The sequence below is a fragment of the Ruegeria sp. AI2 genome (genome assembly GCF_056541275.1).
The window spans coordinates 1,104,695-1,118,715 of the sequence record NZ_JBQFYB010000001.1 but is presented as its reverse complement, the minus strand read 5'-3'; the positions used below and the strand labels follow the sequence as shown (position 1 = coordinate 1,118,715).

Sequence of the window (14,021 nt, the reverse complement as noted above, 5' to 3'; positions counted from 1 at the left end):
CCGCGACAGATTGCGCCCACCATGCGACAGATACGGCGGAAAACACCCAAAAAAGCAGACATTTTGGCGACTTACTGCTGTATTAAGCCGTTTTCGGGATTGTCTTCACATAGGTGTTAAAGTGATGTTGAGAACAAGATCGTCCCATCGCGGCAATAAACGGTGCTGCGGCATATGCCGAGGAAATCATGGATTTTTATACCGAACAAACGCCAGATCCGTCCGAAACAGCCCGGTTTTTCGCAGAAGTATTTTCGGCGTCGGAAGGCCCGGACGAGGGGGCGGTTATCGAAGCTTTTGTTCAAGAGATGATCGATACCACCCCACCACAGGACCTGATGGTGTGCACCGCGCGACGCAATCAGGTGCTGCTTGGCTGCGCCATCTTTTCCCGAATGCTGTTTCCACAGGATGCGCGCCGGGTATTTATCCTGTCGCCTATGGCTGTCCGAACAGACAGGCAAAAAGCCGGGGTTGGACAGGCTTTGATTGCCTATGGTCTGGATTGCCTGCGGGCATCAGGCGTGAACGTGGCACTCACCTATGGTGATCCCGCTTACTATCGAAAAACAGGTTTTGAGCAGATTTCTGAGGCCACTGCACAACCGCCGCTAAAGCTGAGCCATCCGCATGGCTGGCTGGGGCAGTCGCTGGATGGTCAGGCGCTTGCGCCACTTAGCGGCCCGTCGCACTGCGTGTCTGCGTTGAACAATCCGACGCTTTGGTGAGTGCGGGGTTCAATCTGTCAGAAAACAGGTGGGCGGACCTCATTCTTGGTTCGCGCACCAGATCCTGAATCGCGCGAAAAGCTCAGAGAACGTTATTGCTTTGCCAACAATCAAAGGAAGGTCAGGAAAACCCAAGTAAGGCTGTCCTTTCGCGATCAATAACCTTCGATCTCGCCACCCTGCTGCCACGGCTTGACTAGATTGCCAAACCGGGTGAATTGCGCCTCGAATGACAGCTCGACCGTGCCGATAGGACCGTGGCGCTGTTTGCCAACGATAATCTCGGCCTTGCCGTGCAGGCGTTCCATGGCCTGCTTCCATTCTTCCATCTTCTCAAGCTCGTGATCGCCGGGTTTTTCACGTTCTTTGTAGTATTCTTCGCGGAACACGAACATCACGACATCGGCGTCCTGTTCGATCGAGCCTGATTCACGCAGGTCAGACAGTTGCGGACGTTTGTCGTCGCGGTTTTCGACCTGGCGGGAAAGCTGCGACAGGGCAATCACCGGAATGTTCAGTTCTTTGGCGATTGCTTTCATGCCCATCGAAATCTCGGCAATCTCGTTAACCCGGTTGTCGGACATGCCGCGGCACAGTTGTAGATAGTCGATCACCAGCAGGTCCAGCCCATGTGTGCGTTTCAACCGTCGCGCGCGTGCGGCAAGCTGAGAAATCGGAAGGGCGGGCGTGTCGTCGATAAAAAGCGGGCAGGCTTCAAGTTCTTTGGCCGCATCCACGAAACGGCGGAATTCGGCCTCGGTCATGTCGCCCTGACGGATCTTGTGGCTAGAGATTTCGGACGCCTCGGCCAGAACGCGCCCGGCCAGCTGTTCAGCGCTCATCTCAAGTGAGAAAAAGCCGACGACCCCGCCGTCAATTGCGCCTTCGGAACCATCCGGTTTCAGACCGCGTTTGTATGCTTTGGCCACGTTGAAGGCCACGTTGGTCGCCAGCGAGGTTTTCCCCATCGACGGACGACCTGCGAGAATGATCAGGTCCGAGGGGTGAAGACCACCCAGTTGTTTGTCGAGATCGACCAGACCGGTCGAGATCCCAGCCATGCCGCCACCGCGCTGGTAGGCTTCGTTGGTGACATTGACGGCTTCTGTGACCGCCTTGAGGAAGGACTGGAACCCCTGTTCGGTCTGGCCCTGCTCGGAAAGCTGATAAAGCTGTTGTTCGGCCTCGACGATTTGTTCTTTCGGTTCGCTGGCTACATCGACCCGCGCGGCCTTGTCGGAGATGTCGCGGCCCAAGCGGATCAACTCGCGCCGGATGGCGAGGTCATAGATCATCTGGGCGTAGTCATGTACCGCAAAGGCACTGATCGACGCGCCGGCAAGCTTGACCAGATAAGCTGGCCCGCCCAGTTCCTTCAGGCCCTCATCCTCGGCCATGAAGGATTTCAACGTCACAGGCGAAGCCAGCGCGTTCTTTGCAATGCGTGCGGCGGCGACCTCATAAATGCGGGCATGAACCGGGTCATAGAAATGCTCGGACCCAATGATCGAAGCGACCCGGTCGTAAAGGTCGTTATTCGTCAGAATTGCACCCAGAAGCTGCTGTTCAGCCTCAATGGAATGCGGCATGGTTTCGGCGTTCTGAATATGCGCCGCTGCCTGCTCGATACTGCTGATCTCGTTCATCATGTCCCCGCTGCCCGTTCCGAGGTTCTACACGCCACACCCCGGTTCAAGCTATCTGCAAATGAATGGGGGTAAGTTGGTATAACTGCCCCCCGCCTTGGGATAACTGCCCACCCCAATGGGGATAACTTAGCCCTAGTTTTACACGGGCGCAGCGTTACCGCAACATTTGGTGTGTTGGCTAGATATCTTGACTAGATAGGCGCGCTTTGATGCGATTCGAAAATCAACTATCCCCAAGCCATCCACAGGCTGAAAATCACGATTTTCGCGCATCCTGCCAGCCTCGCGGGTCGTTCAGAAACGCCTCGACCCCGTCAAGTGTTTCCTGATCAAAGGCTTTTTGCGCCTTGGCCTCGGCCAGAACATCCCACCACGTGCAAAGGTGATGCAGCTTTACACCATGGTCGCCCAGCGTCTTCTCGGTTTCGGGGAAGATACCGTAGTAGAAGATCACAGCCGTATGCCCGCAGGTGGCACCAGTTTCGCGAATTGCATCGACGAAGGACAGTTTCGAACCGCCATCGGTAGTCAGGTCCTCGACCAGCAGCACACGTTCACCTTCGCTCATCGCGCCTTCAATACGGGCGTTGCGCCCGTAACCTTTGGGTTTTTTGCGCACATAGGTCATCGGCAATGCCATACGTTCGGCCACCATCGCGGCAAAGGGGATGCCCGCAGTTTCGCCGCCCGCAATGTTGTCAAAGGCTTCAAAACCCGCGTCCCGCATCACCGTAACGGTCAGAAAATCCATCAACGTGGAACGAATGCGCGGGTAGGAGATCAGCTTGCGGCAATCGATATAGGTCGGGCTGGGAAGGCCACTTGCCAGCGTGAACGGCTCGCGCGCGTTGAAATGGACGGCCTTGATCTCCAGCAGCATCCGGGCCGTCAGGCGAGCGATTTCAGTGCTGTCGGGAAAAGAACTGGGGATCATGGCGGGACCTCGGCGATGAAAAGATGTTTCGGGCTGATAGCCCGACCCTTGGCCCGGAGTCGAGAGCTGTTGGAACAAAAGAAAAGCGGACCCCCCTAAGGTCCGCTGTTTCCGGCATAATGCTATGCGAACAACAGTGTCGCTGCGTTACCCTTGCCCGAACATGTTGACCCACCGGATCAGCATTGGTGCCAGACAAATCAACAATAGGACAGGCATCATGCACATGGCCATCACAGCAGACATCTGCACAGGCAGACGGTTTGCCTTTTCCTGGGCGCGAAGCTCTCGGTCAAGCCGCATGTCAGTGGCGAAGCGGCGTAACGATGCGGATATGCTGGTGCCGTACTGGTTGGATTGCAAGAAGGCGTTCGCGAACGAGTTCATCTCGTCGATACCGACCCGGTTCGCCATGTCCAGAAAGGCGACCTGACGTTCTTTGCCTGCCTGCAACTCCAGTTGAAGAACCGAAAACTCCTGCGAGATTTCCGGAGCTGCCTTGGCCATTTCATGCGAGACCCGGATCATCGCCGCGTCAAAGCCCAGCCCGGCCTCGATGGCGACTTGCAACAGGTCAAGCGCGTTAGGCAGGCTGTGTTCGATGGCCTGGCGGCGTTTCTTTATGCGGCGCCGCAACCACAGTGCCGGGCCATAAAAGCCCAGGACCATCAGTGCCGTCACGATCTGCATTGTGTTTATCCAGGTAACACCCTGCAAAAGGTCGGCGATCCCTAACTGAACTTGCGTTTCGATCGGCAAAGCCATGGTTGCGACGAACGCGGCAGGCAACACAAATCCCAGGACGACCCGAAAGGTATAATAGGTGCGAATGGCGTGCTTTTGCCGAATTCCGGCCTGTTTCAACAGCTTCCCGATCCTGGAGCGTTCGCGTTTTGACGACGGGACGAAGGCTTTCAGCAGCCCGTGCGGGTCGCTGTTGTCACCCTGGATTAGGTCAAAATCCTGCCCATGCCCTTGTGAAACCGACCCAACGCGCATACGGCGTGCTGCCGTGTTTTCACTTGCCGTAAATCCGGAAAGGCCCATGACGACAAAGAAAACACTAAGGGCAATTCCGACCAACAGGATCAACTGCGGTGTGACGCGCGGATCGTTTAGAATGTCCTGAAGAATATCCATATCCCAATTCCCCTTAGAATCTGAATTTAACCAGCCGCTTCAAGATGAAACCCTGGGCAATTGTCAGGCCAATGATCACCTGGGCGAAATACGGAAACAGCGGATCGCTGCGTACGTCGCCGTAAAATGTTGGCGTGGAGATCTCGATCGAAAGATAAATGATGACCGGCAAAATCGTGAGGATAAGGCTGCTCAGGCGACCTTCGGCGGAAATTGCCTTGATCTTCTTTTGCATCGTGTGTCGGTCCCGGATGGTCTGGGACAGAATGCTTAGAACGCGGGACAGGTTGCCGCCGGTTCCATGCTGAATGCCGATACTTACGGCAAGGTATTTTGCATCCTCTGTTCCGACGCGGTGCGCAAAGTCGTGAAAGGCGGTCGCGACGTCATCACCATAGTTGATCTGGTCTTTGATGATGCCAAACTCTGACCCGATCGGATCCGGCAGATCAGAGGCAACGTTTCCAACCGTCACCGCAACGGGGTGCCCCACCTTCAACCCTCGGGCCATCAGGTCTAACGCGTCTGGCAGTTGTTTCGTCAGTTTCTTCGCGCGGGCGTCTTTCATGGCGACCAGCACGATAACCGGGCCGATGAGGCCGAACACAGCGCTCAGAATGACTGCCAGTTCCGGTGCAAGGAACCGGGAGGCCCCGAAAAAGATCATCAAAACCAGAAGGGAGACGGCGAGCACGACCCAAACCGGGTTGACCGCCAAACCAGCTTGAACAAGCAGACGGCGAAACCGCGTAATCAGCCCGGCTTTTTCACCAGCAGCCAGCATTGCGGGATCGCGAAGCAGCTGCAACACCTGATCCGTCGAAGCCCCGTTCTGGATCAGTTTCATGCGGCGGTTTCTGGCTTCGCCATGCGTTTCCTTGCGCGCCAGAAGCTGGTGAACGCCTTCGTAGGCAAGCAGAATACCCAGAAAAATCGACACGTAGATCAGGATGTTCAGTATGTTGGGCTGAAGGTCAATCATGATGCCGTCGCCCCGTGAATAAACATGTTGGTGTCCACATCGACACCCGCCGCCACCAGCTGGTCGAAGCATTTTGGCCGTATTCCGGTTGGCAGGAACTCTCCCAGAACGTCGCCGTTTTCAGACTTGCCACGGCGCTTGAAGACAAAGATGTCCTGCATCGTGATCGTATCGTCTTCCATGCCCGTGATTTCGGAAATACTGACGACCCTGCGTGTCCCGTCGCTCAGTCGGCTGAGTTGCAGGACGATCTGAATGGCCGAGGCGATTTGAGACCGGATGGTTCTGACGGGCAGGTCCGCCCCCAGCATCGTCACCATCTGTTCGACCCGGCTGAGCGCATCGCGGGCCGAGTTTGCATGTACGGTCGTCATGGAGCCGTCATGTCCCGTATTCATGGCCTGAAGCATGTCAAAGCATTCGGCACCACGGACTTCGCCGACAATAATGCGGTCAGGCCGCATCCTGAGCGCGTTGCGCACCAGATCCCGCTGCGTAATCACCCCTTGACCTTCCGAGTTGGGGGGACGGGTTTCCAAGCGGACGACATGGCTTTGCTGCAACTGAAGTTCGGCCGCATCTTCAATTGTCACGATACGCTGCTTGCCGTCGATATAGGATGAAACGGCGTTCAGCATTGTTGTCTTGCCCGAACCGGTGCCGCCAGAAATCAGAATGTTCAGCCTGGCTTCGACCAGCGCGGCCAGAAGCTTGGCGGCCTGTTCGTTCATGCTGTCCCGCTGGACCAACTTGTCGATGGTCAGAGGATTGCGCGAGAATTTGCGGATCGACAGCGCCGGTCCATCAACTGAACACGGGCGGATAATCGCGTTGACCCGGCTTCCATCTTCCAGACGCGCATCGACCCATGGCTGGGATTCATCAATACGGCGGCCGACCCGGCTGACGATCTTGTCAATAATCCGAAGCAGATGGCGTTCGTCGCGGAAGCGTACGGAGGATTGTTCCAGCAGGCCGAAGCGTTCCACATAGACCTGATCATAAGAGTTGACGAGAATGTCGTTGATCGTCGGGTCTTCCAAAAGAGGTTCCAGCGGGCCCAGACCCATTACTTCGTGAATGAGCTCATCAACAAGGGCCGTAAATGCCTCGGACCGTAAATGAAGGCGTTCGGCCTCGATCAGCCCGGTGACCAGCGCGGCGATCTGACGTTTCAGTTCGGACCGTTCGACCTTGTCGATCACTGACAGGTTCAGTCGGTCGAGAAGCTCGCTGTGCAGACGGCTTTTAAGCTCCAGATGCGCTTGCAGGTCAACGTCCACCGGCTCTGGTGTTGCTTTGGACTTTGGCACCTCGATCGGCCGTTCCAGAACCAACACGTTCGACTTGGACGCGGCCCGGCGTGATTTGTACTCGTTAAACACGGCGATCTCCCATTATGCAGTTTTTTGTGTGGCTGGCCGGGTGCCTTCGGACATGGACGCAGCCAGTTTCGTCAGGGCCTTGCCAAGATCCGAATGCGGCTTCATGTCCACAATCGGTCGTCCCAGATCGACCGCGTTTCGCGCAATCTTGGGGTTGTCCGGCAGCCAGTGCTTCAGTTTCGTTTCCAGCACTTTTTCGGCCTCACGAACGTGTGCGGGTTTGATCAGCGTCTTCCGTTCGCGGTTCACGACAACCTCGACCGGCAGGGCCACGTTCGCCTCGCGATAGAAATCGATCAGGCGTCGGGTCTGGCGAACACACGGAACCGTGGTGTCAGTAACCAGTGCAAGTTGGTTCGCGCATTTAAAGATAGGTTCGACCCATTCCACAACGGCACAGGGCAGGTCGATGACAACATAGTCGTACCGGCGCTGAAGCAGGTCGAGCATCCCTTCGATCAAGCCCGGTCGTATGGATTGAAGCGGAACCAGCGGCGCGGGCGCGCACAACACATCAATGCCGAGCGCATGGTTCTGAAGGATCGACGTCAGGAAATGATCATCCGGCTCTTCCTGATTTTCGATGAGTTGGAGGCATCCCCCGTTATCTTCAAGATCCAGAAACACGTTCGCGTTTCCGAATTGCAGATCAAAATCCAGAAGCGCGACGCGGCTTTTCGCCTTTTTCCTCAGGAAGGATCCTTTCCCGCCCACCAGTGAGCAGGCAAGGTTGACTGCGACCGTTGACGCTCCGATTCCACCGCGGGATTTTGCAACCGGGATCACCGTGCCAAGGGCAGAGGGGCCATTTCGAATGAACCCTTGCGGAAGTGATCGGGACGAGATTTTTTCTGCTACTGCAGCTTTCAGCCCATCCTCGTCAATGGACAGGGGCAGAACCTCGTCGATGCCGATTTTCCGCAACTCGCGGGCGACCGAGATTGAAACGTCATTCTGCGTCAGCGCAACAAACAAGGTGTCGTCTTGTCGATGGGTCAGCAGGTCTTTGACAGCCAGAACCTCGCCCGCGTCGCAGGGGTCGATTTCGAAAATAACCAGGTCATGCTTGAATGCCAGATTGCGTGCTGTTCCGTTCAAAGCTTTGAAAGAACCCGCATTCTCTGAGATTTCGTTATTTTGACCGGCGGGAAAGGCATTGGCGACCACCTGAGCGACGGTTTCGCTTTCAGATACAAGCATGACAGAATGTGAATTGAGATTGGAAACGTTCTTAACCATTAACCTGACTCTCCTGATGCCAGGTCTTCGGCAGGCAGCGAAACGCTGAAATTGGAAAACCCGGCTGTTGAAGGAATTGTGCTGCTGCTCGCGCCCGCGGCATTTGCAAGCGCGGCCAGCGGCGACACGAACTGAAAATCATTCAGGTTCAGCTCAACCGTGACCATGGGCGTGTAAGGGCCACCCAGGAAGCCCAGATTGGAATTGAAATCATAGGAAAACTGCAAGGCGTCAATCGTCGTGCCGGGGGGCAGCAACGGGTTGATGCGCCCCCAGATTTCAGATGCTGTGGTGTTGGTGGCGTCACCCACACAAGCTGGCGTTACAGGGTCGGCACATACGCCAGCCGACGCACTGCATGGGGTGCCAAAGCGAGGGGACAACGCGGATGTTCCCCGCGTGTGGGTTTGTGGCACACCCGGACAGGCCGCAGGGCGCACCACAGCGATGCGCGCCGCCAACTGTGCGGCTTTTTGCGCGTTCACTCCGCTGTATGATAGTCGACCAAAGTCCAGCAATGCCAGGAACAGGAAGGAAAACAGGGACACAACCAAGGCAAACTCAACAAGAACCCCACCATTTTGGTCGCGCAGCATCTTGTCCGCGACCCGGCGCAAGATGGCGCGGTTATTTCGCAACCGTGTCATTGGCCAAATATCCGCGATGTGTCAGCGACGTCGGTGGTTATCGATGACGCGCCGCTGCCGAAAAGCTTCAGAATGCCCCCCAGCGGGAACTGAACGGTGATATTGGCGCTTACCTGACCGACGGGTGCCGGGTTCATGCGATACGTGCCTGACACGCAGGACAGGCTGGGCGTTACCGAGTTGACGGTTATGCTGGGCGGAAACAGGCTGTTGCCGTGAATGTCACGCTCGACGATCCCTTTCAAAGTTGTGCTGAGCCCCGCGACAGTTCCGCCAGACAAACAGATATCCGAGGGCGTGACGCGCGACATATAGCGGCTGGCATCCCGGACACCGGCAATGACCGACTGGTACGACCACATGAGGCGTGCGGATTCCAGTGTCACCGCCAACAGCAGCAGCATAATCGGCATGACGAGGCCGAACTCGACAAGGATCGCTCCATCGTCGCTTTTGGCGAAGCGCTTGAAAGGGGATTTGAGGCGAATAAACATGAACCCTCAGCCCCTATCGATACAACTGTACGACGTCGCGAAAGATGCCGCCAAACCCGTTGCCGCCGCTGCCAACTCCGGTCACATCGGGGAAACCGACGACCTCTCCGTGGATGTCGAAACTGGGGGGTGAGCCACCGTCATCACCCACCGGTTCAGTCAGGAACACGGCTACGAATTTTGTGACTGGAACTCCGGTAGTCGAACCGGACACCGGGTTTTGCGCGCAATCAACACCAGCAGCCGTAACAACGCGTCGCGCTGGGTCCTCGGACATCTGGCTGGAACACATTGGACGACCGGTTTCGGCAAGCGAAGGGTCCAGAATGGAGTTTGCATTCGGTGCCGCGTAAGGGTTTGTATTTCCGTAGGCTATTTCTCTCAGATACATTCCGTACCGCGTTCCTGCGAAAACGGTATCCGATCCGGACAGTGAAGGCAGATGCGCGTCGCTGCCGATGCCGTCGGCAATCCCATCTGCCAGATCGTGGTTTCGATTAAGGTACCCGGTTCGATCCCAGTTGCCGTCACCGAAACGGTTGTTTCCACCGCAGGTGCCCGCCGTCATGCACAGGTCGCGCCCCAAACCTGTTGTATCAGGGGTCGTCTGTTCATTACCCTGAATGCAAGCGCCGCCACCGTTGCTTTCAATCCCCTTGATCACATTTGGTGCGGGCGCGAAATCGATATTGTTCTTCTCACCGTTGAGAACCGAGCGGTAGATGTCAAAGCGGACGTTGAATGCAGCGTTGGTAATGCCGTTTTTCTGGCCGGGTTCGGTGTTCAGACCATTGGTCAGAACACATTGGGTGATCTGGCTTTGCGCCGCGATCAGACAGGCCAGCTTATTGCCCCCTTCGTCGGCACATACACCCGAGCTGTCTTGGAAATTCGCCAGATCAATAAAGCCGAAATTACCCGGACCCCAAGCCGTTCCGTTGCCGCCGCTGCGCAACAGAATCTGGTCGCCCACAGTCAAAGTGGATTCCCAATTCGGGGGCAGGCAGAACATCAGGGGTGAGATATCGCACGCCGCTTTCGAGTATCCGGCCACTGCCTCGGCTGAAACGCTGGCAGCAGAAAACCCAGCCCCACCAAGCATCTTGTCCAGCGCCGAAGCCAGGCTCATCGTCAGGGACTTGGGTGTCAACACGATCTGCGCGAACCTGGCCTTTCGTGGATCGGTTGTAAGATCTGCGCCAAGCGGGGTCAGATCCGATGCCGGAAGCGCCGAGTGAAACAGGAGGGTATAATCCGACGATCCTGAAAGCGTGGTCGCCCCGTTGGCGAATGTCTGGCTGTCGCTGACAAGATTTGCTGCTGCATTTGTGGCGCGCGTAATCGCGTCCGGTTGGCCGTCCAACTCTCCCGCTGCGGCCAAAGCTACGTTGTCGGCGAATGACTGAAGCTCTGCATGTGTCGAATTCAACCGGCCGACGTCCAGTGTGATTGCAAAGAACCCAAGGAATGCGACCAAAGCAGTGCCCCACAGGATCGCAACGGTGCCGTTCTCCTCTTTGGCGAATGCGGATATGATAGCGCGAGTTGGCATGGCTGAACTTATTGACCGGGTGTCTGACTGACTTTGATTGGGCGAATGCGGGGTTTGACGCGCGGCGTCGCGGACGCCGGCGCAAGCTGCGCATCTTTTTGGGTATCAGGTTGCAATTCGGCGGCGGGCGCAGTTTCTGTCGACTGTTCCGCTTCTTCCTGTTGCCGCTGGATGGTCACAACCTCAGTCTCGGTTCCCCGGCGCAGCTTTACAGTGGGTTGAATATCAACCTTTTCTACCGGTCCTTCCTCCTGCAACAGATCGCGCAGGCGAACCATCTCCATGGGTTCATCCTCGACGCTGTCCAGGGTACGCAGTGTCAGGCTCAGGGTTCCGGCCTTTTGAGCCAGGGCCAGACGTTGACCTTGTTGCGGGGTCACTTCCACCGTAATCGTGCGGGCGACCTCCGGCTGATCGCTTAATTCCTCCGACTGCTGGTCCACACCAATGACGCGAATATTCTGCAAGATGGTGACCGCGCGCAGGTCCTGCTTGGCACCTTGGGTCAAGACGATATCAACGTGATCGCCCGGGGTAACAAAACCGCCCACGGCTGTTACAGCATCGACCTCGATCGCCATGGCGCGTGTGTTTTCACCCAACTTCTGAACAAGGGTGACTTTTTCTCCAAAGTTCGAAACCTTGGAAAGAAGCATTACTTCGCCGGGATAGAACCGGCCCTTGGCGCGCCGCAGCTGACGGCGATTGTTTGGAACAAGTACATCAATGTCCGTGAAAACTCCGGCCGGGAGCGCCTCGCGCGGCCAGGGGTGAATTGTGACGTCGTGCGCTTCGATCGTTTGACCAAAAGCAATTTCTGATCGGGCCACGTAAATCTCAACCAGATCGGCATCTGGCGAGACATCGGCAGTGCTTGTCTTAAACTGAATGTGATCTTTCGCCAGGTAAACGGAACCGGACGCTATCGCAATTCCAAACAGTGTAGAAATGATTGGCCTGATACGCATCACTCTCTCCAACAATTACGTTCTGAAATATGGAACTTCGGTCGTCTTGCTTTCGCGAAATTCCTGGCGGTGAACTCTGCGCCGCAACAGTGGCGCGGCGGCGCAGAACTCAGTATTTTGGTAAGTGTGTTTGGGTCAGCAGGTCGCGCTACCCAGAGCAGCGCATGCACCAGTCACGTTTGTGTTGGTGGTAGTGCCCAGATACGAGAATGCGCCAACTGCAATCGACGCCACGACCAAAAGAGCCAGGCCATACTCGACGATTGCTGCGCCGCTTTCGTTTTTAACAAACTTCTTCATGAATTTAGTCATTATTTCCCCCAAATAGGTTAGACGTTTTCAGCACTCCGTATTCTTGAGCGCAAGCCAGGCGAAAATGCATTAGCTCGGAAATCAGAATAGGATCGGGGGAAGTGCGTGCCTTCCTTCAAAGGTAAATGAAATACAACCAATGATTGAAATAATTATAGCAAATAACCCTTTTGGGAGAATACTTTTAACCCTGCATTAACAACGTATTAACGTATGGCGAATCGCCTTTTTCGGAAACAATGAATTGAGCTGGGTCGCGATTGTGAGCGGGATGGTGGTTGATTTTTACTGACCGGTCTGGTGTTTGCGGATTGGCATCGTGCGGTTCAGTGATGACAAGACTCAGAAAAGCATATTAAAAACAGATATATAAAGTTTCTTAAAAGGCTTTGTTTGAAAACTTCTCGTGCAGACAAGCCGATAATTCCGGTTGCTGTGACTTCGAAAGGGACACAAATTCGTTGTAGTAACCCGAACCTGTTTGTTTGGTCGGTCTGTTTGGTTGAATGGTTAATTGTTATGAGTGTGAGTTTTTTAAAGAGCGCTCAGGCGAGGGAGAGTCTGGACTTTGTAGTGGAGTGGACTCAGGCCCTATGCGGTAATGGCTCCGTGTCTCGATCCGTAAATTGTTTAATGCGCCTGGCAAATGCTGATGCGGTTCTAATTGTCAGAATGCAGAAAAAGGATTGGAAGGCAAAGAATATTGCGCGCTGTTGTGTCCAGCAGGGGAAAATCTGGCCTTCACAGCCGCAAACGCAGGCAGAGTTGGTTATTGGAGAATGTATATCAACTGCAAGGCCGGGTTCAGTCTGGAAACTATCAGACTTGGTGTTATCCGACGCATCACCATTGTCCCATTGTCGGCCCCAAAGGCCTGAGGGGCTGGTGGAGGTTATCCTGATTCCGCTGGACGTAACCGGAGCGCAGGTTGATTACATCGAGCTTCACTACAGTATTCACCCGCAGACCTTCGAACTTGATCTGATAAGTGCGCTGGCTCCAACATTATCGTCTGGCTGGAGAAAACGCTTGCCCGGAACAGTTGCTGCCAATTCCGAGGTTCTTCGGAGTCACCGGTCCAAGTTCAACAGCAACAATCGCTTTGTTCCGATCCTTGATCCACATAATCCGGCCGACCTCAGCAGATGCGAGTTTCGGGTATGTGCGATGATGAAAGAGGGAATGACAGTGAAGACGATTTCGGAGACTCTGTCCATTGGCCCGACAACGGTTCGTTCGCACCTAAGTTCCATTTTTTCCAAAACAGGGGCGACGAGCCAGGTCGAGCTTTTGCATCTATTGAACCGAAGCGTTGATGCTGACAGGGGTTTTGCTCAGATCGCGGGTTAGCGAACCGAATGGATTGCTATCAGGACGGTCTGAAGACCTTTTCTTGATCTTTTAAGGATCCATCTGTCGTCATGGTCCTACCCATTGTTGTTCCATGACGGTCGAACAACTGCTGAACTTAGTCGCAATTTCGTCGGCTGTCTTGTAAGTTTCTAAATTTCGGCCGCAATTTTGCTCTCTATAGCAATGTAGGGAATCTGACTCGTTCGCCATGACCAACTGCCGCTTTCGTGGGGAGGAAACAACCCTACGGAGCGGGGAGAGCGCGTCAGATTTTTATGCCCTTCCAGTCTGATTGTATCTGATGACGAAAAAATATCCTGTTTTGTTAGCCACTTAGTCGTTGTTCATGATTTCGCGACAACATTAACATAATGTGAACAATGTATTCTCTGAGTGTTCAACTGGCTCGGGGCATACTGATCGCACAGGCCGGGCAAACCACGTCCGGTTGAATGGAAGGGGAACAGCATGATTAAGACTGCTATTGAGGTTGCGCCGTATGCATGTGCGACAATGCAACCCCATAATCCCGTCATGAACGGCGAAGTTTCAAGTAATACAAATTCGAGCAGCAGTCGCTTCCCTCCTATCGAAAATGCACTGACAGAAATCGTAAATAACAAGCGACTAGAAGAGGC

13 protein-coding genes are annotated in these 14,021 nt (G+C 55.0%); 2 read left to right on the top strand and 11 right to left on the bottom strand.

All coding sequences use genetic code 11. The features are described from left to right. Positions 1 to 188: 188 nt before the first annotated feature. Positions 189 to 728, top strand: coding sequence for a GNAT family N-acetyltransferase (locus tag ACR0LL_RS05590; protein ID WP_480584602.1), 540 nt, complete (start codon positions 189 to 191; stop codon positions 726 to 728). Positions 729 to 883: 155 nt separating this feature from the next. Here ACR0LL_RS05590 and ACR0LL_RS05585 read toward each other — a convergent pair whose 3' ends face one another. The 11 genes from ACR0LL_RS05585 to ACR0LL_RS05535 all read right to left on the bottom strand — a co-directional run bounded on the left by ACR0LL_RS05585 (position 884) and on the right by ACR0LL_RS05535 (position 12,018). Beyond that, entirely contained in the window at positions 884 to 2,374 is a 1,491-nt protein-coding gene (locus ACR0LL_RS05585; RefSeq protein ID WP_267366870.1) for a replicative DNA helicase, read from the bottom strand. A gap of 259 nt (positions 2,375 to 2,633) precedes the next feature. Further along, positions 2,634 to 3,311: an orotate phosphoribosyltransferase gene (locus ACR0LL_RS05580; protein WP_267366868.1), complete on the bottom strand. Its 678-nt coding sequence runs from the start codon at positions 3,309 to 3,311 to the stop codon at positions 2,634 to 2,636. A gap of 147 nt (positions 3,312 to 3,458) precedes the next feature. Beyond that, the gene (locus tag ACR0LL_RS05575; protein WP_480584600.1) at positions 3,459 to 4,451 is read right to left on the bottom strand and encodes a type II secretion system F family protein; all 993 of its coding nucleotides are present in this window, start codon (positions 4,449 to 4,451) and stop codon (positions 3,459 to 3,461) included. Between the two features lie 13 nt (positions 4,452 to 4,464). Next, positions 4,465 to 5,433 (bottom strand): type II secretion system F family protein, encoded by a 969-nt coding sequence (locus ACR0LL_RS05570; RefSeq protein WP_480584599.1) that lies wholly within the window; start codon positions 5,431 to 5,433, stop codon positions 4,465 to 4,467. Next, entirely contained in the window at positions 5,430 to 6,818 is a 1,389-nt protein-coding gene (locus ACR0LL_RS05565; protein WP_480584597.1) for a TadA family conjugal transfer-associated ATPase, read from the bottom strand. The genes ACR0LL_RS05570 and ACR0LL_RS05565 overlap by 4 nt, the downstream gene beginning before the upstream one ends. Before the next feature lie 12 nt (positions 6,819 to 6,830). Next, positions 6,831 to 8,057: a CpaE/TadZ family protein gene (locus tag ACR0LL_RS05560; protein WP_480584595.1), complete on the bottom strand. Its 1,227-nt coding sequence runs from the start codon at positions 8,055 to 8,057 to the stop codon at positions 6,831 to 6,833. Next, complete coding sequence (locus ACR0LL_RS05555) at positions 8,057 to 8,704, bottom strand: TadE/TadG family type IV pilus assembly protein (RefSeq protein WP_480584593.1); 648 nt, start codon at positions 8,702 to 8,704, stop codon at positions 8,057 to 8,059. The genes ACR0LL_RS05560 and ACR0LL_RS05555 overlap by 1 nt, the downstream gene beginning before the upstream one ends. Continuing rightward, positions 8,701 to 9,198, bottom strand: coding sequence for a TadE/TadG family type IV pilus assembly protein (locus ACR0LL_RS05550; RefSeq protein ID WP_480584591.1), 498 nt, complete (start codon positions 9,196 to 9,198; stop codon positions 8,701 to 8,703). The genes ACR0LL_RS05555 and ACR0LL_RS05550 overlap by 4 nt, the downstream gene beginning before the upstream one ends. 13 nt (positions 9,199 to 9,211) lie before the next feature. Further along, on the bottom strand, positions 9,212 to 10,750 hold the full coding sequence (locus tag ACR0LL_RS05545; protein WP_480584589.1) for a pilus assembly protein TadG-related protein: 1,539 nt from the start codon (positions 10,748 to 10,750) through the stop codon (positions 9,212 to 9,214). Between the two features lie 8 nt (positions 10,751 to 10,758). Beyond that, the gene (cpaB, locus tag ACR0LL_RS05540) at positions 10,759 to 11,718 is read right to left on the bottom strand and encodes a Flp pilus assembly protein CpaB (protein WP_480584587.1); all 960 of its coding nucleotides are present in this window, start codon (positions 11,716 to 11,718) and stop codon (positions 10,759 to 10,761) included. 135 nt (positions 11,719 to 11,853) lie between these two features. Beyond that, a complete protein-coding gene (locus ACR0LL_RS05535) occupies positions 11,854 to 12,018 on the bottom strand; it encodes a Flp family type IVb pilin (protein WP_267367933.1) in 165 nt (54 codons plus the stop codon). Positions 12,019 to 12,663: 645 nt separating this feature from the next. Here ACR0LL_RS05535 and ACR0LL_RS05530 point away from each other — a divergent pair. Beyond that, on the top strand, positions 12,664 to 13,380 hold the full coding sequence (locus ACR0LL_RS05530) for a helix-turn-helix transcriptional regulator (RefSeq protein WP_480584585.1): 717 nt from the start codon (positions 12,664 to 12,666) through the stop codon (positions 13,378 to 13,380). The last annotated feature ends 641 nt before the right edge of the window (positions 13,381 to 14,021 follow it).

Coding starts and splice junctions, on each gene's coding strand:
- ACR0LL_RS05560 (WP_480584595.1), bottom strand. CDS start 8,057: ATGGTTAAGAACGTTTCCAATCTCAATTCACATTCTGTCATGCTTGTA.
- ACR0LL_RS05570 (WP_480584599.1), bottom strand. CDS start 5,433: ATGATTGACCTTCAGCCCAACATACTGAACATCCTGATCTACGTGTCG.
- ACR0LL_RS05535 (WP_267367933.1), bottom strand. CDS start 12,018: ATGAAGAAGTTTGTTAAAAACGAAAGCGGCGCAGCAATCGTCGAGTAT.
- ACR0LL_RS05545 (WP_480584589.1), bottom strand. CDS start 10,750: ATGCCAACTCGCGCTATCATATCCGCATTCGCCAAAGAGGAGAACGGC.
- ACR0LL_RS05530 (WP_480584585.1), top strand. CDS start 12,664: ATGCGCCTGGCAAATGCTGATGCGGTTCTAATTGTCAGAATGCAGAAA.
- ACR0LL_RS05585 (WP_267366870.1), bottom strand. CDS start 2,374: ATGAACGAGATCAGCAGTATCGAGCAGGCAGCGGCGCATATTCAGAAC.
- ACR0LL_RS05590 (WP_480584602.1), top strand. CDS start 189: ATGGATTTTTATACCGAACAAACGCCAGATCCGTCCGAAACAGCCCGG.
- ACR0LL_RS05580 (WP_267366868.1), bottom strand. CDS start 3,311: ATGATCCCCAGTTCTTTTCCCGACAGCACTGAAATCGCTCGCCTGACG.
- ACR0LL_RS05575 (WP_480584600.1), bottom strand. CDS start 4,451: ATGGATATTCTTCAGGACATTCTAAACGATCCGCGCGTCACACCGCAG.
- ACR0LL_RS05555 (WP_480584593.1), bottom strand. CDS start 8,704: ATGACACGGTTGCGAAATAACCGCGCCATCTTGCGCCGGGTCGCGGAC.
- ACR0LL_RS05550 (WP_480584591.1), bottom strand. CDS start 9,198: ATGTTTATTCGCCTCAAATCCCCTTTCAAGCGCTTCGCCAAAAGCGAC.
- cpaB (WP_480584587.1), bottom strand. CDS start 11,718: ATGCGTATCAGGCCAATCATTTCTACACTGTTTGGAATTGCGATAGCG.